We start from the raw sequence: 21559 nt of genomic DNA, 5'->3' as shown, positions 1-21559 counted from the left end.
TCATTATTCATAAGGCAATGGTCACGACTTTATCAAATTGTGCGTCTTGAGTCAGCTCGACCCACTCGTTGTCTGTCAATACTCTACTCAATTTGGCCTCTAAATTAAGCTTGAGAGTCGTATTAATCGTCAGTTGCGCGACATCATCGGCTAGTGCATAAATACCAGCAATACCATCAATCTCAATATCGCCCAAATAAGCGTCCAACCAGTCGATAAAGGCAACAGTAGTGCCTAGCAGTAGAATGCTATCACCCGTGCGCCACGTGCGTGACATCTCGTCAATACCGCGTCTCAGTGTATCCATTGGACTATGCAATTGATATAACGTTGCCATTTGGTTCTTCCTATCTGCTCAATTAAAAGGTCAGTATTTGCTCAAAGTCTTGTGAGTTAACGACTTCTGGTATCAACGTCAGTTGTGATGCCAAATCTGTTGGCAGCATACCCGTGACCCAACCACTGAATACATCATCAGGCAGCCAAGCTGCTGGCATGTCGTATAGCTCAAGTGATTGAATCATGCCATGCAAACGCGTTTCAGACTGCATCAGTAGGCCAAAAACAGGTGCATCCAAATATAATTGTACGTCATGACCAAAAGTCGCTAGCGTTAGCGCCAGCGCACAGCCCTCATAACTGGCCATTTCAGTCGGCGTGTGCAACTGAATTAATAATTTCATGGTTGAATCCTAATCTGATTACTTGCGTGATGATTGTCGTCTTTGCAATCATATCTTCCAAGCCAAAATATCTTAAAACGGTGCGTTGTTAAAATTGAATCAGGCGGCAGTATTCTTGCATCATCATCGCAAGCTCACTCAGGCCGACTAGCGAAAATCCTGTTGCAAGATTATCACCATTGAGCTGATGGCGTGAGCTGTTATCCTTGTCACTAATCCCGCGACTGAGAGCAGTACTGACGCAGACGGGTAGCGATAATTGATACTGCTCGGCAAGGTTTTGCCATTCTTTGGTCAAATCAACTTGCTCTGCGGACTGCCAGCGTAGGCGATTGGCAGTATGGGCAGCATCTCCATAAAAAAAGACATTTAACGTTTCACTGCTATTCGCATTTTCTTTGCTGGAAGTGTTTTTAAGATAAGCACGAGCATAACGTAGCGCTAGAGAGCCAAGTGGATGACTGGGATCAGCGGTAATCAGAAGTAAAGGAGGCATGGTTGTCATAAGGATTCTTGTCGATCGTCAATGCTAAAGGTGTTTATGCTACCATAAAGCGCTCAAAAGCAAAGCGCGTCAGTGTGATTAAAAGTGGTTTTATCATAAATACTGGCATATATTAGTATGGTTGTCAGATTCGGTGACTACCTCGTAAGAAAAAACGCTAATATTATGCGCTAGGTTCACGTAGTCTTATCATTCCATGTAAGGAGTTTATTTACCTATGTTACCTGCTATGCCTTCACGCGAGACCCATGGTACAGATAATCAGCCTACAGTAGAGCAGCTGCAAGTATTGCAGACGGCGAGTGAGTTTGCTTATCAAATTTGGGAGAGCCGTACGGTCTCATGCCAAACTTTTTTGCGCAGCTACCCATTAGATCATACCTTAACGCGCCAGCAAATCGATGATCTGATACAAGACTATACTTTGGATGAGAACTATCAGATCGCCGATGAAGACAAGGTAATGAAAGGGCTACGTGATTTGCGTACTCTGCTAATGATGCGTTGGATCTGGCAAGATGCCTTACAGATGATATCACTTGAGCAGTTGACTGATGAACTCTCTGAGTTTGCAGGGGGTTGTATCTCTTTTGCTAAGGATTATACCTATCAGCATCTGATCAAGCAGTATGGCGAACCAACCTTTATTGATGCCAAAGGTAATGTGCAAATCGACGATATGGCCATCATGGCTATGGGGAAACTTGGTGCCCACGAGCTAAACCTATCTAGTGATATCGATCTCATTTTTGTCCATCAAGCACGTGGTGAAACCAATGGTGATAAGGCCAAAGGTACTCGTAGCATAGACAACAAGCGCTTTATGACTCGATTAGGTCAAGGTATCATCAAATTGCTTGATCATACCACTGCTGATGGTTTTGTCTTTCGCGTTGATATGCGTCTACGTCCGTGGGGAGATGGTAGCGACTTGGCTATTCATTTGTCAGCGCTGCAAAAATACTTTTCTCAACATGGCCGCGCGTGGGAACGTTTTGCTTGGCTGAAAGCCCGTGTAGTCGGACAGTTAGAGCAGCCGTTCTATGATGAATTACAAGCGCTCATCAGGCCATTCGTTTTTCGCTACTATGTCGACTACAGTGCTTTTTCGGCACTGCGAGAAATGAAGTCTCTCATTCAAAACCAAGTGGCACAGCGTGAAGATTTGGACAATATTAAGCTTGGTGCAGGCGGTATCAGAGACATTGAGTTCATCGTACAAGCGTTTCAGTTGATTTATGGCGGAAGACATCCTCAGCTGCAGATTAAGTCCTGTTTGGACGCGATGAAGGTGCTATATAAGCTCAAATATTTAGAGCTTGAAACTTATAAGAAATTACAAGCCGCGTATCGGTTTTTGCGTCGACTTGAACATGCGATTCAGGCGATTAATGATCAGCAGACCCAGCGCTTACCACATGATACGCAGTGGCAATATAATCTGGCTATCACACTTGGGTTTGAGAACTGGGCAGCGCTACTCAGCACGCTCAATCAGCATCGAAATAATGTAAATGTCCCATTCGAGCGCATGGTCACCGAACGTCAAGTGCCGGATCAAGAAGATGCTAGCCTTGAGCCAAAAGATCTTGATGAGCAGATTGCACGACTGGATAACGTACTCACGGAAAAAAACCGAGATCTATTAGATAATTTTTGGCAGTCAAAACTGGTTGCCAATTTAAGTGAAGAAGCCAGAGAACGTCTAGATGATGCGTATCCTGTCATCGTCCACGCGCTATTGGCACATCAAGACCAGCAGCAACTTGCGAATACAGCGTTGCCTCGTCTTATCTCGTTGCTCGAAGCGATTTGTCGTCGTTCCATCTATCTCGTGATGATTGCAGAAAACCCCAATGCCACGATTGAGCTGATTCCAATGCTGTCAGCCAGTCCTTGGATTGCAAAAGAGCTGGCACACTATCCTGTACTGCTAGATACTTTTTTACAGCAGCGCTATCATCATTTGCCTGATAAGCGTGAGCTGCGTGACATTCTACGTCAACAATTACTACGCGTAGAGCCTAATGACGAAGAGAAGCTGCTCAGCGTTGTACGGCTGTTTAAAAAGAACCAAATATTGGCAGTAGCGGCTAGCGATATATTAGCTGCGCGTCCGATTATGAAGGTGTCTGATTCTTTAACTTATATCGCTGCGGTGGTACTAGAAGCGGTATTAGAGCGTGCTTTTGCAGAGATTGTCAGACGCTATGGCTATCCTATTGGCCAAGATGGCGATCCTGTGACCGAAGCGGATTGTGGCTTTGCTATTATTGGTTACGGTAAGCTTGGTGGATTAGAGCTGTCATATTCTTCTGACTTGGACTTGGTGTTTTTACACAAGATAAAAGAGCAGGGCATGACTACGGGCGAAAAGTCGGTCAGTGGTATGAAGTTTGCTGCGCGTCTGGTACAAAAATTAATGAACTATCTCAATACGCAAACCCGAGATGGCCGTGCTTACGAGATTGATATGCGTCTGCGCCCATCAGGTAACGCCGGTATGATGGTGGTGTCATGTGATGCTTTTGAGACATACCAGCTAGACAAGGCTTGGTCATGGGAGCATCAAGCACTGGTGCGTGCTCGCGCGATTTGTGGAGATAGACGAGTAACGGCACGTTTTTGTGATATTCGCCGAAATGTGCTGGCATTACCGCGTACGCTAGAGCAGGTACGTACGGAAGTCACCAGTATGCGTATCAAGATGCAAAAGCATCTAGGTACCAACCAATGGCAACAGAAATCTGGTAAGTTCCATCTCAAACAAGATGCGGGCGGGATAATCGATATTGAGTTCCTAGCACAATTTGCGGTATTGGCTTACTCGCATGAGCATCCAAGCTTGACCAAATGGAGTGACAACGTCCGTATCTTTGAGGAAGTTGCCTTACTTGGCATTTGGGAGGCGCAAGTCTGTCAAGATTTGACAGATGCTTATCTGAGAATTCGTGCAGCTACCCATCAATTGGCATTGTCAGAGCAATCATTGTTGGTCGATGAGTCGCTATGGAAAGAAACACGGGCTCTAGTACAAGACCAATGGAAACATTTGATGGGCGTCGATACAGTAGATGAAGAGTAGGATAGATATCCAGTTTTTTAACTATAAATAATAGCCTACTATGTCCAAACCAAAAGAGTTCATTTGCTAAGACTGCCAGTGATATAATCGGTCACACATCGCCATACCACTGGCAATTATCCATCATTTATTAGTGACAATAAGGCTGAATTTTAGCAATAAAATTTGATGCAGTGGTGTTATCATATGATGTTGATAAATACTATGAAATATAATCTACCTAAAAAAGTTAGACGTTAGCGCTAGCATAAGGACTACAAAATGAACATGGCAACACAAGATGGTAAGCTTTGGATGAATGGCACAATGATTGAGCAGCCAGATGCTAAAGTTCACGTACTGACACACAGCTTGCATTATGGCATGGCTGTATTTGAAGGTGTGCGTGCTTACCAAACTGCTGATAATCGTACTGCTATTTTTCGTCTAAAAGAGCATACCGAGCGTCTGTTAGGCTCTGCAAAAATCTTTCAAATGGATGTACCGTTCGATGCGGCGACTCTAGAGCAAGCGCATAAAGATGTGGTCAAACAAAACAACTTGGCAGAAGCGTATATCCGTCCATTAATTTGGGTCGGTGCAGAAAAGCTAGGTCTGTCCTCGCGTGACAACAGTATCAACGCGATGGTTGCTGCTTGGCATTGGGGTGCGTATCTTGGTGACGAAGGTATCAAAAACGGTATCCGCGTGAAAACGTCTTCATTTACACATCATATGACCAATGTGACGATGTGTAAGGCGAAAGCTTCAAGTAACTATCCAGTGTCTATCATGGCCAATCAAGAAGTGACTCGTAACGGCTATGACGAAGCTATTTTGATGGATCCACAGGGCTACGTTTGCCAAGGTGCTGGCGAGAACTTGTTCTTAGTGAAAGATGGCGTATTGCATACTCCTGACTTAGCTGGTGGTGCGCTAGATGGTATCACTCGCCGTACTATCATTCAGTTCGCTGATGATCTAGGCATTAAAGTCGTTGAGCGCCGTATTACTCGTGATGAGTTTTACTTAGCAGATGAGATATTTATGACAGGTACTGCTGCTGAAGTGACACCTATTCGTGAATATGATGATCGCATTATCGGTAACGGTGGCCGTGGAGAGCTGACTGAAAAGCTACAAACTTTATACTTTGATGTAGTACACGGTCGCAATGAGCAATATATGGATTGGTTAAGCTTCATTGATTAACAATGTAGTTACTTTGAAAAACTAAAAAAGACTGAACGTAATTGTTCAGTCTTTTTTTTATGCTAATATAGCCATCATATTTATTCATACCGTCAAAGTGAGCAGTCAATGCCAATAGATTCTGATACAGCAGATAATAAAAATATCAAACAAATCATTTGTATTAAATGGGGTACAAAGTACGGAGCTGATTATGCCAATAAACTATATGGCATGGTGTCCCGTAATATTACGCCGCCATTTCGTTTTGTGTGCTTTACAGACGATACCACCGATGTACGTCCAGAAATCGAATGCCAAGCATTGCCGCCGTTAGATGTCACTATGCCAACCAATACATTGGGTAAGTGGCCAAAATCTCGTTTGTGGGGCGAAAAACTTGGTGATTTAACCGGTACAGTACTGTTTGTAGACTTGGATGTGATTATCGTCGATAGCCTCGACCCCTTCTTTGAGTATGGCAAGCCGGACGATGTTATTTTATCTTATAACCCAAGCAACCCGTTGGAGCGTTTGGGGCAGACTTCTTGTTTCAGATTTCAGATAGGTTCGCTTGTTTCACTACAAGAAAAATTCAAGGCGGATCCACAAGGCATCGCTGATGAGTATCGTTTTGAGCAGCGTTTTGTCACACGTAACGCACCAGGTGGCGTGAAGCTGTTTCCAAAGGCATGGGTGGCGCACTTTAGACGCAAGTGTCGTCAACCGTTCCCGTTCAACTATTTTAAAGAACCAAAGATTCCTAAAGGTGCTCGTTTGGTTATTTTCCCTGGTGATTTATACCCTACGCATGCAATTGATGGCATGTATAATAAAAATGCGGCTAATAATGCTAAAGATCATTTGAAAAGAATTACTGAACCCAAAAACTTGAAACGCCCTTTACGACATTTACGCCACTTTATCTTGCCAGTAACTTGGATTGAGAAATACTGGAAAGAATAAGCTTAGCTTTATAACTGAGTATTATCACATTAGACGTAATTAAAACTGATGTTTTATAGCCCTGTAAATAATCAGGGCTATATTATTCTCTAGTGAACGGATAGAACTATGAAAACAAACGATACCATCAGAGTCTTTGTGGGCTGTGACCCAAATAACTGTGATCTAGAGCAGATGATGGTTCTGGATTATAGTATCCATAAACATACCAGTGTGCCAGTGGAAATAGTATGGATGCAGCTATCACGTGATCCTGATAGTTATTGGTATTCTAACCCTGAAACTGGTAAAGGCTGGGATACCACCAAGTGGTCAACGCCTTTTTCAGGTTTTAGATGGGCGATTCCAGAGTATTGCAATTATTCTGGACGTGCGATCTATATGGATGCTGACGTCGTTGTTTTAGACGATTTAGCAAAATTATGGCAGCATCCTATTGAAGGACAGTCCATAGTAGCGGCTAAAACGAATGCTGATATGACTCGGTTATGTACTTGCGTGTGGGATTGTGAAGCTGCAAAGTCTGTCATTTTACCTATCGAAAAACTCAAAAAAGACCCTAAAAGCCACAAAGAAATGATGGCGGTGTTCCAGAAAAATACTCAGCTGATTGAGTCTTATCAAGACAGCTATAACTGTATTGATGGTGAAGACTTAGCGATAGAGGAAATCAAAGTCTTGCATTACTCGGATATGGGAACGCAATTCAGTCACAAATATTCGTTGCCTAGAGTGAGTGAAGAAGGGTTCGAGCATTGGTTTGATGGTGAAATAATGCCCCATCCGAGACAAGATCTGGTCGACCTTTTTGATGAGTATTATCATGAAGCGCTTGATGCTGGATATCATTTAGACAGTTATCGAATTGAACCTTTTGGTAGTTTTCCAAAAAAATCTCAGCAAGGCTACAATGGTAATAAAGTCACTCGTCCGAGTGCTTCCAAATCACTATTTTCAAGACTCTTTAAGCGCTGATTTTTCGATCAAATAATTATAAGTTTCTTTAAGTGGACAAAGATATCACTCGATAGGTCGTAGTTTATGAAACAGCACAAAAAAATAGTGTTACTTGTTATTAATTGCTTACAAGGCGGCGGTGCGGAGCGTGTGGTATTAACGTTAGGTCAAGGGTTTTATGAATTGGGCTACGAAGTACATGTTCTAAGATTCAAACCATTGGTAGAGTATGACTTAAGCCCAGACCTTCATTACCATGTACTCAAATTTAAACCCTACAAGCTCATACCAGGAGCTGAAAGACGTGATAAGATTTTTGCACGTTCTGTCGATAAGTATGTTTCGCAAAATATCGGTCAGCCTGACATGATACTTTCTAATCTAGATCGTGCGGACAGTATCTTGAGCAATAGTAAGCTACCGAATATCACCTATATCATTCATAACACCGTATCACTGCTCTACAAATTCAATAAAAATCAAGATGCTGAGCAATTGAAGAGGAAAATGGTCGAAATTTATTCTAAACATCCTTGTGTTTGTGTGAGTGAGGGTGCTGAAAAGGATTTTATCAAGAGCTTTGGCGATATTACACCAACGGCGGCCATCCACAATCCGATCGATAGAGACAGTATTCAAAAGCAGGCCGATGCTTTTGTTCCTGAATATCAGAAATATATCATTCATGTAGGAAGCTTTAAAGATGCAAAGCGTCATGATGTATTGGTAAAAGCCTACGCAAAAACCGATCAATCTATACCACTGTTGCTGTTAGGCCAAGGCAAGCATAAAGGTGAGATAGAGAGTTTAGTCACAGCGTTAAAACTAGAAAATAAAGTGATGTTTTTAGGCTTTCACGAAAACCCTTTTCCTTATATCAAACATGCACAATTTAAAGTGCTGACGTCTGACTGGGAAGGCTTTGCGTTAGTCATCGCTGAAGCTCTAGTGCTAGGTACACCGGTCATCAGCACCAATTGTCCATCAGGCCCGAGTGAGCTATTACCTGAAAGCAACTTGATGCCGATGGGAGATATTGAAGCCATTGCTGAAAAAATGCGTCAGGCAATGAGCAACCCACAACAGTTTCATGCCCCCTTTGATGAGTCACTTCTTCCAGTCAAAATAGCTGAGAAATATCTAGAATTTTCTCAAAGACTAGATGTCACAAAGTGATAATGTCAAACCCTCTTTATACTCAAAACACTCACTTCTAAGAAAGTTTAAAATGACTAACAATGCCATGAGCATAAGCACTAATTTACCTAAAGAAAATAAGAAAAAAATACTTTTAGTCATCAACTGTCTACAAGGTGGTGGCGCTGAACGTGTTGTACTTACCTTAGGACAGGGGTTTTATGAATTAGGATATGAAGTACATGTTTTAAGATTTAAGCCTCGGGTAGAGTATGATCTTAATCCTAACCTTATTTATCATGTTTTAAAATTCAGGCTTTACAAAAGAATACCAGGAGAACAGCGTCGAGATAAATTTTTTGCTCATGCTGTAGATCGTTATATCACGAAAAAAATTGGTCAGCCCGATATTATTTTATCCAATCTTGATCGTTCAGACAGCGTTTTTAGTTACAGTCGTTTACCCAATATTGTATATGTGATTCACAACACTTTATCTTTATTGTATAAATTTCAACAGGCAGAGATTGGTCGTCAGAAAAAAGATAACTTTACTAAAATTTACTCAAAAAACCCTTGTGCCTGCGTAAGTAACGGCGTTAAAAAAGATTTTTTAGAAAATTTTGGTGATATCACACCAATGGCAGCCATTCATAACCCGATAGATAGAGATTGTATTCGAAAACTAGGTGATGCGTTCGTTCCTGAGTATCAGAACTATATTATTCATGTGGGTAGTTTTAAAGAGGCAAAACGTCATGACGTGCTGTTAAAAGCTTATGCCAAAACAGATCAGTCGCTACCTTTATTGCTTTTAGGTAAAGGCAAGCTTAAGAATGATATAGAGCAATTGGCGGTCGAACTCAATTTAGAAAATAAGGTAGTTTTTTTAGGTTTCCATGAAAACCCTTTCCCTTATATAAAACATGCGCGGTTTAAAGTATTAACTTCTGATTGGGAAGGGTTTGCTTTGGTCATTGCAGAGTCTCAGGTGTTGGGTACACCAGTCATCAGTACCAACTGTCCTTCAGGTCCAAGTGAGTTATTGCCTCAAAATAACTTAATGCCAATGAGAGATATAGATGCTATTGCTGCTAAACTAAGCTTAGCAATGAAAAATCCAGAGCAATTTCATTCTGAATTTAATGAGGCATTGTTACCTATCACGATAGCCAAAAAATATATTGAATTTGCCTCTGATTGTGAGAGTGTAGGTGAAAAGGCCTAGTCCAACCACCATTTAGACCAATCATCTCTGTGTAATTGCCGTAGCGTGGCAAATGCACTTTGATTGTTTTGTAGTTTTTCGAATACATCCAATAGTATCGTTGTCGCTAATTTGTCGACTTTAAGGAATTTACTATAGCGTTTGCGCATATTTCTTAAGCTATCGTCCGTACCTATACGAAAATAGGTAAGTCCGTCATATAGTGGTAAATCCCCAGCATAAAGTTTTTCAGTTTTTTCATCCAGTAGTGGCATAGCCTCAGTATTAGCACTCAACTGTAAAAAGCTTTTGGTCTCATGCACTCTCAGCGTATTCATTAGAGTAATGACATTCATCAGAATTGCAGCTCTACTAGTGTCATCTGAATAGTCGATGAAAGTATCGCAAGCTGAAACAATCCAGCGTAATGAGAGATGCTCTAATAGATAATCGCTTTCTGCCTCCCAAAGTCTCTCAAATTCAGCAAAGGTTTTATCTATCTTGTATTTACGACGCATCAATATAACCAGTGTATTGTGATAAAAACAGAGCTCAGAATCACCCAATGATTGATACTTTAGATTATTTAGATGGGTCTCTAAGTCTGTACTTTTACGTTCATCTGTTAGTGCTTCAATATCGCACAGTGACTCAGTAATTGTGGTTGCTTTCATCTCGTTAAAACTTTTGCCATCATAATTTTTGAAAATCTTACCCGCATTCAATCTTTTTTCACTGCGAAATACTAATAGCAGTTTTCTTTGCCAGTTTGATGATGTGGTCATGTTATTAAAATCCTTCGAGCAAAAAACAAAAGTAGCCGTTAAATTTTGGCATTACCACTGATATTAGTATGAGTAGTATTGCTTATACCAAGTGACAAACTTTTCGATGCCGTCTTCAATACTGGTATTGGGTTTAAAACCAATATCTTCTACCAAAGCATCTATATTGGCATAAGTGATTGGCACATCGCCTGCTTGCATAGGCAGCAAGTTTTCTTCCGCTTTTTTACCGCAGGCACTTTCAATAGCTGTGATAAATCGACGTAAAGTAATGGGCTGATTATTGCCGATATTATAAATCTTATAAGGCGCGGTAGCTGTGGTAACCGTTGATTTCTGTGGCGCTGGCAATTTATTCATTATCTGCACAATGCCTTTAATAATATCATCAATATAAGTGAAGTCACGTTGCATCTCACCATTGTTGAATACATCGATTGTTTCACCTGCCAGTATTTTTTTGGTAAAAGAAAAATATGCCATGTCTGGTCTGCCATAAGGCCCATAAACGGTGAAAAATCGTAACCCTGTGGTCGGAATGTTATACAAGTGGCTGTAGCTGTGCGCCATCAGTTCATTAGATTTCTTAGTGGCTGCATATAGGCTGATAGGGAAGTCAACACAGTCAGTGGTGGTGAAAGGCTGCTTGGTATTCATACCATAGACAGAGCTAGAGCTGGCATAAATCAGATGCTTTACTTTGTTATGGCGACAGCCTTCGAGCACATTTACAAATCCGACTACATTAGAATCAACATAGGCATTCGGGTTTTCAATAGAGTAGCGTACACCCGCTTGGGCACCTAAGTTAATAACCACGTCGAACTGATAATCTGAAAAGAGAGTTGACATGGCCTCGCGGTCAGCCAAGTCTAATTGAATAAACGTAAATGCTGTAGCCGCTATGTGTTCGCTGAGTATGCCCAAACGTTCTTCTTTTAGGCCTATGTCATAATAGTCGTTGAGGTTATCAATGCCTACAATCGAACAATTGTCATTACCAATATTTGCCATCAACAGTGTGTTTATTAAGTGAAAGCCAATAAATCCTGCTGCTCCAGTGATTAAAACTCTCATTAATCGCTCCCAAATAAGTCTCTAGTGAACACTTTATCTGCTACATCTTTTATATCAGCAGATAAGCGGTTGGCAACAATTACATCACTCATTGATTTAAAAGCTTCTAAGTCTTTAATTACTCGTGAATTAAAAAACTCTTTTTCTTCTAATACAGGCTCGTATACGACAACCTCGATGCCCTTTGCTTTAATACGCTTCATAATACCTTGAATTGCGGAAGCTCTAAAATTGTCTGAGCCACTTTTCATAACCAATCTATGTATGCCGACTATTTTTGGTTTCTTATCAATAATTTTGTCAGCAATAAAATCTTTACGGGTTCTATTGGAGTCAACAATCGCTTTGATGAGGTTGCTTGGTACTTCATCATAATTGGCCAATAGTTGCTTAGTATCCTTAGGTAGGCAATAACCACCATAGCCAAATGATGGATTGTTATAATGATTGCCTATACGCGGGTCTAAACCAATACCTTCAATGATTTGCTTGGTATCTAGTCCAAATGTCTGTGCATACGTGTCGAGTTCATTGAAATAGGCTACGCGCATAGCAAGATACGTATTAGAGAATAATTTGATTGCCTCGGCTTCGGTTGATGCTACAAAAAGGAGAGGTACTTCTTTTTTAATTGCGCCTTCAAGTAATAAATTTGCGAATACCGTTGCTTGCTCCGACTGCTCACCCACAATGATTCTAGAAGGATATAGATTATCGTGTAGGGCTTGGCCTTCTCGTAAAAACTCAGGCGAAAAAATAATGCGGTCAGTCGCATAACGTTTTCTAATATCTGCCGTATATCCTACTGGCACGGTAGATTTTATGATAATAGTTGCTTGCTGATTTACCAACAGCACTTGCTCAATCACGGCTTCTACAGTTGACGTGTTAAAGTAATTGGTTTTAACATCATAGTCGGTTGGCGTGGCTATAATGATAAAGTCAGCATCCTGATAAGCTGTTTTCGCGTCAAGTGTTGCAGAAAAATTTAGATTTTTATTGGATAAAAAGTCTTCAATGTCCGTATCTTCAATAGGGGACTGCTTTGCATTTAATAGGTCGATTTTTTCAGGGACGATATCCACTGCAATAACGTCATTATGCTGTGCTAGCAGCATTGCATTTGATAGGCCGACATAACCTGTACCTACTACTGCTATTTTCATAATATATCCAAATAATTTTTAAGCTTTTATTGTTTTATACCAAGATTGGGCACTGATGGTAAGAGTTCAAGCTTGGGCTAGATTAGTTTAGGTTTGCTCGCTGGTGCTTGTAGCCACAGAGGTGGGTAGATAAGCCCCGAGTTTATACTTCATGGCTTGGCTGACTCTTTTTTGTAAATCTGGTTCAAGAAGATCCAAACTTTGAATACAGCCATATTTAATAGTTTCGTCTTCTAAGTCAATGATAAAGTTCTCTACGCTATTGTCATTCTTCAGGTAGTTGATAGAGGTGTTTGGTTTTAACTTCGCTTCATCTTTTTGAATTTTCAGATGATTCATCAAGGTTATGGGGTTCACTTGGGCAACATCTCTGAACTTGTATTTTATTTGTTCTGTCAATAACTGAGGATGACTTAACAAATGGGTTTTTAAAATATTTCTGTCGACAATATGAGGATAATGATGGATCTCAAAAAACTGATCCATACCAATTATTTTAGCACTCAACATTTGCGCTACAGTATGTCTTGGCTGTATCGGCGTTCCAAATAATTTAAAGCGAGATTTTCGAAAATTTAGCTTAGCATTTACAGCTGCACTTTTGCGCCATTGGCCATGAATGATAAGATTGTCACCATCCAAAAAGTCACCTATCGTCACTGGCTGATTAAAAAAGAAATCATCGTTCATATAGATAAAATAGTCAGACAATTCTTTAATATTCCATATCATGGTCTCAATTGAGCGGGTATTAAATGTCGGTAAAAACTCCTCATAACCCGAGAATATCTCTTTATGATCGACAATACGTATTTTGTCCACAGAACATATATTTTGCTTGGCGAATTCATCGATGAATGCTGGTTGTTGTTGGTCCGTGACAATATATATGTGGCGGCAAAAAGGCACGTATTTGATGATAGAAGCGACATTATAGTATATCTCATCGTCACTAGCGAAACGAGTGGCCGTTATTGCATCTGAAGCCACTGTTTTCTCTGATTTATAACGTTCTCTTTTTTGTTTGAGGATGGGGTCTGCGCCATCTACCCAAGCAATGACAACGTCTAAAGTTTTCTCGTCAGGCTGCTTCATGACTGATCCTATTTTTTTGTGAACACGTTTTTATACGCTAATATTGTTCATAGCCACATCAGTTTAGCTATGATATTTACGGCCATTACTATTGGCAAGGTTTAACTGACTTATACAATAAACATTGATCACGATTTTACTATGGGCGGATAACCAAATCACGCTTATACTTCAATAAGTCAAAACAGCGGCTTAAAGGTAGGTGAGACTAGCATATAAACTCAGAACGCTGCAATAATTATGACTACTGATACACTTATTTGACAGATCTGTTATATCTATATCTCCACGTAATTAAGCTGAGACATTAATGCCACCTATTATTCTATTTATTTTAAAGGCGCTTGAAGGTCGGGGTGCTGAGCGTATGGTTACCACATTGGCAAGCGCTTATGCAGCGATGGGCTATCGTGTTCATATACTATGCTTGGAAGAGACGCAGGACATGCTATTAGATTCTCGTGTTCACTATCATATAGTGCCATATACTGAGGTATTCTCTGAGCAAAATATCGAGCCAACATCCACGCAATCTAAAGCTTATGAGGCAGTCGCTAGGCGTATCGATCATTATGTGTTTAGCCGAATAGGGACGCCAGATTTAATACTCGCTAACATCTATAAAATAAACTGGATTATGGCATATAGCCAGTTACCAAATATTGTGAATGTAGTACATACGGCGCTATCTAAGCAGTTTCAGCATCAGTTATTAGAGGCTCCAGTACAGACTATTAATCATCTAAAAATGATCTATGGCACGCATGCTTGTAGCTGTGTGAGTGAAGGGGCGCGGCAAGATTTAATATCTCTGATTGGCCAGATTACCAAAACCACGACAATCTACAACCCATGTGATGTTGCTAGCATCAGTAGCAACGCGGCACAGAGACCACGTATCGAACAGTTTGGCTTAATAGATAAAGGGTATATTATCCATGTAGCCTCATTTGACAGTATGAAAGGTCATCGAGACTTGCTACAGGCTTATGCTAAAACAAAGCGAAAGTTGCCATTGGTGCTGGTGGGTAAAGGTAAGCTTGAAGCAGAAATCAAACAGTTAGCTTTGCAACTTGATATTAGCGATTGCGTTAAATTTCTAGGTTTTCAGATAAACCCTTATCCGCTGATTGCTTCAGCAGCATTTATGGTACTAACCTCTAAGTTTGAGGGTTTTGGCTATGTCATCGTAGAAGCGCAAGCTTTGGGAGTACCGGTAATTAGTACCGATTGTCCCTTTGGTCCAAGAGAGCTATTACCTACTAAAAACTTGATAGCTGTCGGTGATATTGATGGATTGGCCATACTCATTGATTATGTAATAGACAATCTTACACGTTATATAGTACCGCTTAACCATCAACTATTGCCTAAAAATATTGCATGTCAGTACTTAGCGTTTGGATCTGTGCTAAGTTTGGATGAAAATTAGAGTCTACGAGTATTAGGAGTTTTTAAGTAAAAGCAGTCAATTAGAAGTCATTAATCAGAAAGTGTTAAATAATGATTTGGAGACAGGAGAATGATTAATGACAGGGACGCCATGCGATTGATAAGTTCTGCCTAATAAGTTAAATGAAGGCACAATGCGCTCATTCATGACGTTACTAAGCATACTTGGCGCACTATTGTTTTTATGTTCATAAAACCGTGGTTGTTTGCTGTTGAGTAAGTCAATACCGTAGAGATGGATGCTAGTAACCTGACGGGAAAAAGCCAACTGGGCAGCCACATAAGCGACCGTACCTGCTTCTACAAATCCATGAGTAATATTAAGAGATACGCCAATATCAGCCGCTTTATAATTACCGTCAATAATAAAGTTTGGATTATTTATAAAGTATGATAAAGGCATTCTTTTATTTAGTCGTTTTTTCTTAAAAATAAGCTTACTAAAAGACAGCTTATTTGATTTGACGCCCCATGGTCTGTCTACTGGATACAGCACACGCATGGCATGATGGTAAGTTCGCATGATATCAGGATGCGCCGTTGCCATCGCTTCAAAGACGGCTAGCGTCGCATATAGAGGTTGGCCAGTATAGTACTGCCGTAAAATTTCAGGCTGATGATTGATAAATCGCGCATCACTAATGACGTAACCAACGATATCGGAAAAATGATGCTGACCAATAAGGCTGATGCTGCCATTGACGAAAATAATAGGCGTATCTAGTAGCTCAGATAACGGCATCTGCTGTATAGATGGACCTGAGGCAATAATGCTAACGTCTTTTCCACGCAGGCTTTGCTCTGGGTCATTGGCATTAAAAGCATTGATAACGATGAGTTCATTATCAATATTGAACCCAGCAGTAGCAGGTAATCTCAAATATAGCGCCATACTATTTTCCAGTAGTTGACTTTGCCTGTCTTATATCGTACCGCATCACCTTCAAATTATCTGTAAAGCATTTAAATACCGCTAAACGTTTATTTCCAATAATCTTTAAGCCAAGGGCTTGGCTTCACATGACGATACCATTTGCCGCCACTACCGTTGATGGCATCTGGCGGATTAATCTCTCCATGGAAGATAACAATCTTTGCGTTATCAGGCAGAGTAGGTGTACGCACGAAATTAAATGGAATAGGGGCAATGCATTGGTATTTGAAGCTGACACACCAAGTTTTATCCCAATACTCTAAATGATGATGCTCACGCAAATAGTTGGATAAATAAGCTTGCTCGTGGCGTACTTGCTGACGAATGGTATCGAAGTTACGTTCAAAATTTGCAAGCAAATCAGGATAAGTGCCCATACCAATGTTAAAGCGATACACGGAGCTGTTACCAATCATCCGCCATGGCTTTTTCCAATCACGAATAATCACCACACTGTCTCTATGCGCAGCTTCATAAGTGAAAAAAGCATCGATATTATCGACAATCACAATATCGATGTCTAGAAACAGCGCAACGCCTTTGAGGTTATACAGCTCTGGTTTAAACGTTGTGAGCTTTTTCCAGCCACGCTCAGGACCCGCTGGCAGATCCATCTCTGGGATAGGATGGCAAGTAATAGCAGGATCAATGCCCGTACTATCATCGGTGAGGCAGACCATTTGAAAGTCTAAGGTAAGGTGGCGGCTGACCATATTATAGAGGCGATTGACGTATTCAGGACCGTATTTATCACCCCATTTCATACAGATAACATAACGCTGATCAGCAATGTTGAGCTTTGCTTTCGCTTGGTCTGTCGATGAGGTATTCGTTACGTCAGTTGCCATAATGCACTCATATTGATGTCAATAAAAAATAGTTAATAAAATAAAGGGTATAAAAATATAAAATTTAGCCAATACTAGCACGACTACGATTCAAAACCTCTCTAAACGCTTAATTGATTGTACGGTTATTACTCATGGCTATTGGATTTTACCGTATCACTAGCGTTACGATCGTGATGGATAGATTGCTTATTATGATGAATAAATTTTGCCAAGTTTTCTTCACTGGCGTTATAAGGATTTCCCAATGTGGGAATACGTTTGAAGCGTCGATAGCCCCACATGTAATGACTACATTTGCTCTCAATCATCTGTTGCATGGCTTGATTTAGCGCATGAGCAGCAGTTTCGGCATTGCGGTCATAAAGTGCTGGGTCATCGAGCGTATAACAATAGATATCAAACCCACGGCCGTCTTCACGGCGAATACACGATATACCGACTAGCGCACATTTGGTTTTGCTAGCGAGTTTTGAGGCCAGCGTACTGGTCAGTGTTTCTACCCCAAAAAAAGGTACAACCACACCGCCCGATGGGTCTGGCACATGATCAGGAAGCACAATACTAAAACCACCTTTCTTAAGGGTTTTAAAGACAGCTTTGACGCCGCTACCATCAGTAGGGACCAAAGTGGCATTGAGCCGTGAACGACCTTGCAAGACAAAGTTATTGGTAATATTGCCTTTAACGGGCTTATACATAATGGTCGGCGAACCAAATTGGTTGAGCCAAGCATTCATCATTTCCCATGTACCGAGATGTGGGACGATTGCTAGCATGCCGTTAGGACTAGCCAGCCCTTCTAATAAAATGTCTTTATTATGGACGTCACGAATTTGAGCGATACTCCACTCAGGAGGCATCGCCCAACTCTTAATAGACTCAATGCTAGTTAAACACTGATGATAAATAATTTCTTTGGTTAAGGCTTGTTTTTGCGTAGTAGATAAATCAGGGGCAATCAGCGCCATGTTGGTACTGACAGTACGCATAATACTCAAGCTGGGTATCTTTATAATCACCCACGCAACAAAACGTGCCAGCATCTGCAATACAGACAATGGCACGATTTTGAAAATATGATACGGATTCATGACCATTCACACGGTGATAAATCACGTAACCAGTTAGATAGCAAAGAACTAAACATTATCTTAACTATTTACTGTGCAGGTTGATTGGTGTCAGCCTGTGCTTTTTCACGCACACGGATACCAAGTTCACGCAGTTGCTTGCCATCAACACCAGCAGGCGCTTGCGTTAATGGGCACTCAGCAGTTTTGGTTTTTGGAAACGCGATGACATCACGGATAGAGTCAGCGCCTACCATCAACATAATCAATCGATCCAAACCAAATGCTAAGCCACCATGCGGTGGTGCACCGAATTTCAATGCATCAAGTAAGAAGCCAAACTTGTCTTCAGCCTCTTGCTCGCCGATACCTAAAGCGTCAAGTACGGCTTGCTGCATATCGTAAGTATTGATACGTAAGCTACCACCGCCAACTTCTGTACCGTTCAATACCATGTCATAAGCGATAGATAGGGCAGCTTCTGGGTTGTTTTTCAGCTCATCGACCGAGCCTTTAGGCTTAGTAAATGGATGATGCATTGATGTCCAGCGTCCATCGTCAGTTTGTTCAAACATTGGGAAGTCAGTGACCCAAAGTGGCGCCCACTGGCAGGTAGTCATTTCAAGGTCTAGACCGATTTTTTGACGTAGTGCACCAATTGCATCGTTCACGACACTGGCTTTGTCCGCACCAAAGAAGATGATATCGCCATCTTCTGCAGCAGTACGCTCGATCAGGCTGACAAGCACATCATCAGTCATGTTTTTGATGATTGGAGACTGTAGGCCAGACTCTTTGTCCACACCGTTGTTGATGCTGCTAGCGTCATTGACTTTGATATAAGCCAAACCACGTGCACCATAGATACCAACGAACTTGGTGTAAGCATCGATTTGCTTACGGCTTAATGAAGCGCCACCAGGGATACGTAAGGCAGCCACACGACCTTTAGGATCGTTAGCAGGACCTGCGAATACTTTGAAGTCGACATCTTTCATCAAATCTGCAACGTCGACCAATTTTAGTGGAATACGTAAGTCAGGCTTGTCTGATGCATAGTCACGCATAGCCTCTGCGTAAGTCATACGAGGAAACTGCTCGAACTCAACGTCCATCATGGTCTTAAACAAATGCTTGATAAGGCCTTCGTTGATGTTCATGATTTCTTCTTCATTTAAGAAAGAAGTCTCAATATCCACCTGAGTAAATTCAGGCTGACGATCTGCACGTAAATCTTCATCACGGAAGCATTTAGCGATTTGATAATAACGGTCAAAACCTGACACCATCAATAACTGTTTAAACAGCTGTGGCGACTGCGGCAATGCAAAGAAGTTACCTGGACGAGTACGTGATGGTACTAGATAATCACGCGCACCTTCTGGCGTCGCACGAGTCAAAATAGGGGTTTCAACATCTAAGAAACCATGATCGTCTAAATAACGACGAATCGTTGAAGTCGCTTTGGCACGGAATACCATGCGCTCTTGCATTTGTGGACGGCGCATATCGAGATAGCGATATTTAAGACGCAAATCTTCTGATACGGTAGTCTTTTCATCATTCAATGGGAATGGTGGTGTTTCAGATTTCGCCAGTACTTCAATCTCTTTGCCTAGTAGCTCGATTTGACCACTGGTCATAGTAGCGTTTTCAGTGCCTTCATAACGGCGACGTACACGACCAGTAATTTTTAGTACATATTCAGGACGTACCGCATCAGCAGTAGCAAAAGCTTCTGGGGTATCAGGATCGACGACTACCTGCAAGATACCAGCGCGGTCACGCATGTCTAAAAAAATCACGCCACCGTGATCGCGACGACGATGTACCCAGCCTACGACACTAATGGTTTGATCAATTAAGCTTTCGGTTACAGCTCCGCAATATTCGTCTCGGTATTCGCTATGCGTCATAATATAGTTATCCAGTTGTCAGCCCAATTCGAAATACAATAATGCAGCCATTACTGCGCGATTCAAGCTATTCGCTAAAAAAACGCACAAATAACGCGATTAAGACAAATGGTCATCACGTCGACTGCAGAAAATTTAATGTAAACGCGTATTATGCCTAATCTGCCCTTGTTATACAACCAGCTGAGTCCAATCGAGGTATAGGAATGCCTCGGTATCGGATGTATCCGTGCCCAAACATTTACATTAGGTTAAAAATTGTCATTTTGCTTGAAAACCTGCTTGACTGTGCCTATATCAAGCTCACTTATAAAATCCTATTGATCCTACTACTATTGATCTTATTAAAGTTATCTTAATCAAGGAATATTGCTCATGCTTTTTCATCCTGCAAAAAACCCTGTTGAATTGCGCGTCATTCATCTAAATAAAAACCAAGAGCAACGCCGTGAAGACTTAATGGAAGCCACGCAAGGTAAAGCGGCGCTTAAGCAGTTCAAAAAAACAATGGCTAAGAAAGCCAAGCAGGCGCTAAAGGTGAAAACCAAAAATAAGAAAAAAAATGCTGATGACAAAGCACAAGTTTTTATCCTTGATTTTGATGGTGATATCAAAGCAACGGCGGTTAAGCATCTACGTGAAGAAATTAGCACGTTGATAAGCACGGCAAGCAAAGGTGATGAAGTCATCGTGCGTCTTGAGTCGGGTGGTGGTGTGGTGCATGGTTATGGTTTGGCAGCAGCGCAATTGGTTCGCCTAAAAGATGCTGGACTAAAACTGACTGTTTGTGTGGACAAAGTCGCCGCGAGCGGTGGCTATATGATGGCTTGCGTCGCAGATAAAGTAGTGGCCGCGCCATTCGCCATTATTGGCTCAATTGGCGTGGTCTCACAGTTGCCAAACTTTCATAAATGGCTAAAAAACCATGACGTCGATTATGAGATGTTTACCGCAGGTGATTACAAGCGCACAGTTACTGTGTTCGGTGAGAACGATGCTGAAGATCGTGCCAAATATCAAGAAGAACTAGAGCAGACGCATGAGCTATTCAAACACTTTGTCAATAACTACCGTCCAACACTAGATGTGGCAAAAGTGGCCACTGGCGAGCATTGGTATGGCGAAGATGCGCTAAAACTTAAACTGGTGGATAGCTTGCAAACGTCAGACAGCTATATTCTAGAGCGTATGGAAGACAGTGAAGTGTATGCACTACATTCACGTCAGAAACCAACACTCGCTGAAAAGCTAGGTTTGGCTCAAGCAGCTGAAGCAACGTTGAGTATGGCAGTCGATAAACTGCCTGATGCGCTCGCGCGTTTCGATCTTAACAGCCGTTTAAATATCCTAAAATAGCGTTAAATATCATCATGATATTCGATAGATGATTTTTTCAGGATAAACAAATATCTGTACATTGTTTGTATTTTGTAAAAGGCGTGGCCTAGCTGGTCGCGCCTTTTTGCTGTTTATTGATAATTGCTGTGTTATAAATGTAGCATA

General features: G+C 41.3%; 19 protein-coding genes. 8 read left to right on the top strand and 11 right to left on the bottom strand.

The features are described from left to right. Positions 1-7: 7 nt before the first annotated feature. The 3 genes from I6E61_RS08860 to tusD form a co-directional block, all read right to left on the bottom strand. Positions 8-337: a hypothetical protein gene (locus I6E61_RS08860; protein ID WP_197133394.1), complete on the bottom strand. Its 330-nt coding sequence runs from the start codon at positions 335-337 to the stop codon at positions 8-10. 22 nt (positions 338-359) lie between these two features. Then, on the bottom strand, positions 360-683 hold the full coding sequence (locus I6E61_RS08855; protein ID WP_197133391.1) for a hypothetical protein: 324 nt from the start codon (positions 681-683) through the stop codon (positions 360-362). A gap of 88 nt (positions 684-771) precedes the next feature. Next, positions 772-1188 carry a sulfurtransferase complex subunit TusD gene (tusD, locus tag I6E61_RS08850; RefSeq protein WP_197133388.1) on the bottom strand — a complete coding sequence of 139 codons (417 nt, stop codon included), beginning with the start codon at positions 1186-1188 and terminating at the stop codon, positions 772-774. A gap of 217 nt (positions 1189-1405) precedes the next feature. On the opposite strand from tusD, the gene glnE reads away from it, so the two are divergent. The 6 genes from glnE to I6E61_RS08820 all read left to right on the top strand — a co-directional run bounded on the left by glnE (position 1406) and on the right by I6E61_RS08820 (position 9731). Further along, positions 1406-4273, top strand: a complete 2868-nt coding sequence (gene glnE, locus I6E61_RS08845; protein WP_197133386.1) for a bifunctional [glutamate--ammonia ligase]-adenylyl-L-tyrosine phosphorylase/[glutamate--ammonia-ligase] adenylyltransferase — start codon at positions 1406-1408, stop codon at positions 4271-4273. 261 nt (positions 4274-4534) lie between these two features. After that, positions 4535-5464, top strand: a complete 930-nt coding sequence (locus I6E61_RS08840; RefSeq protein WP_197133383.1) for a branched-chain amino acid transaminase — start codon at positions 4535-4537, stop codon at positions 5462-5464. A gap of 108 nt (positions 5465-5572) precedes the next feature. Next, positions 5573-6409, top strand: coding sequence for a glycosyl transferase (locus tag I6E61_RS08835; protein WP_110922919.1), 837 nt, complete (start codon positions 5573-5575; stop codon positions 6407-6409). A 108-nt stretch (positions 6410-6517) separates the two neighbouring features. Next, on the top strand, positions 6518-7384 hold the full coding sequence (locus I6E61_RS08830) for a glycosyltransferase (protein WP_197133380.1): 867 nt from the start codon (positions 6518-6520) through the stop codon (positions 7382-7384). A 66-nt stretch (positions 7385-7450) separates the two neighbouring features. Beyond that, positions 7451-8542: a glycosyltransferase gene (locus tag I6E61_RS08825; RefSeq protein WP_197133377.1), complete on the top strand. Its 1092-nt coding sequence runs from the start codon at positions 7451-7453 to the stop codon at positions 8540-8542. A 52-nt stretch (positions 8543-8594) separates the two neighbouring features. Continuing rightward, positions 8595-9731: a glycosyltransferase gene (locus I6E61_RS08820; RefSeq protein ID WP_227685748.1), complete on the top strand. Its 1137-nt coding sequence runs from the start codon at positions 8595-8597 to the stop codon at positions 9729-9731. Here the strand turns inward: I6E61_RS08820 and I6E61_RS08815 are convergent. The 4 genes from I6E61_RS08815 to I6E61_RS08800 all read right to left on the bottom strand — a co-directional run bounded on the left by I6E61_RS08815 (position 9728) and on the right by I6E61_RS08800 (position 13833). Beyond that, on the bottom strand, positions 9728-10495 hold the full coding sequence (locus tag I6E61_RS08815; protein ID WP_197133374.1) for a hypothetical protein: 768 nt from the start codon (positions 10493-10495) through the stop codon (positions 9728-9730). The two genes, I6E61_RS08820 and I6E61_RS08815, sit on opposite strands and share 4 nt — an antisense overlap. Before the next feature lie 63 nt (positions 10496-10558). After that, on the bottom strand, positions 10559-11572 hold the full coding sequence (locus I6E61_RS08810; RefSeq protein ID WP_197133371.1) for an NAD-dependent epimerase: 1014 nt from the start codon (positions 11570-11572) through the stop codon (positions 10559-10561). Beyond that, positions 11572-12738: a nucleotide sugar dehydrogenase gene (locus I6E61_RS08805; RefSeq protein WP_197133368.1), complete on the bottom strand. Its 1167-nt coding sequence runs from the start codon at positions 12736-12738 to the stop codon at positions 11572-11574. Before I6E61_RS08805 ends, I6E61_RS08810 begins: the two co-directional genes overlap by 1 nt. A gap of 87 nt (positions 12739-12825) precedes the next feature. Further along, positions 12826-13833 (bottom strand): Stealth CR1 domain-containing protein, encoded by a 1008-nt coding sequence (locus I6E61_RS08800; RefSeq protein ID WP_197133350.1) that lies wholly within the window; start codon positions 13831-13833, stop codon positions 12826-12828. A 310-nt stretch (positions 13834-14143) separates the two neighbouring features. On the opposite strand from I6E61_RS08800, the gene I6E61_RS08795 reads away from it, so the two are divergent. Next, the gene (locus I6E61_RS08795; RefSeq protein ID WP_197133347.1) at positions 14144-15265 is read left to right on the top strand and encodes a glycosyltransferase; all 1122 of its coding nucleotides are present in this window, start codon (positions 14144-14146) and stop codon (positions 15263-15265) included. Positions 15266-15319: 54 nt separating this feature from the next. Here I6E61_RS08795 and I6E61_RS08790 read toward each other — a convergent pair whose 3' ends face one another. The 4 genes from I6E61_RS08790 to aspS form a co-directional block, all read right to left on the bottom strand. Beyond that, entirely contained in the window at positions 15320-16177 is an 858-nt protein-coding gene (locus tag I6E61_RS08790; RefSeq protein WP_197133344.1) for a hypothetical protein, read from the bottom strand. Positions 16178-16266: 89 nt separating this feature from the next. Next, positions 16267-17010 (bottom strand): glycosyltransferase, encoded by a 744-nt coding sequence (locus I6E61_RS08785; RefSeq protein WP_197133919.1) that lies wholly within the window; start codon positions 17008-17010, stop codon positions 16267-16269. A gap of 185 nt (positions 17011-17195) precedes the next feature. Next, positions 17196-18161, bottom strand: coding sequence for a lysophospholipid acyltransferase family protein (locus I6E61_RS08780; protein WP_197133341.1), 966 nt, complete (start codon positions 18159-18161; stop codon positions 17196-17198). Between the two features lie 68 nt (positions 18162-18229). Beyond that, positions 18230-20056 carry an aspartate--tRNA ligase gene (gene aspS / locus I6E61_RS08775; protein WP_197133338.1) on the bottom strand — a complete coding sequence of 609 codons (1827 nt, stop codon included), beginning with the start codon at positions 20054-20056 and terminating at the stop codon, positions 18230-18232. A 375-nt stretch (positions 20057-20431) separates the two neighbouring features. Between aspS and sohB the strand changes: the two genes are divergently transcribed. After that, positions 20432-21412, top strand: coding sequence for a protease SohB (gene sohB, locus I6E61_RS08770; protein ID WP_197133335.1), 981 nt, complete (start codon positions 20432-20434; stop codon positions 21410-21412). Positions 21413-21559: the final 147 nt, after the last annotated feature.

It is taken from the genome of Psychrobacter sp. NZS113, assembly GCF_015864825.1.
In the GTDB taxonomy this organism is placed as follows: domain Bacteria; phylum Pseudomonadota; class Gammaproteobacteria; order Pseudomonadales; family Moraxellaceae; genus Psychrobacter.
This window is presented reverse-complemented; position numbering and strand designations above follow the sequence as displayed.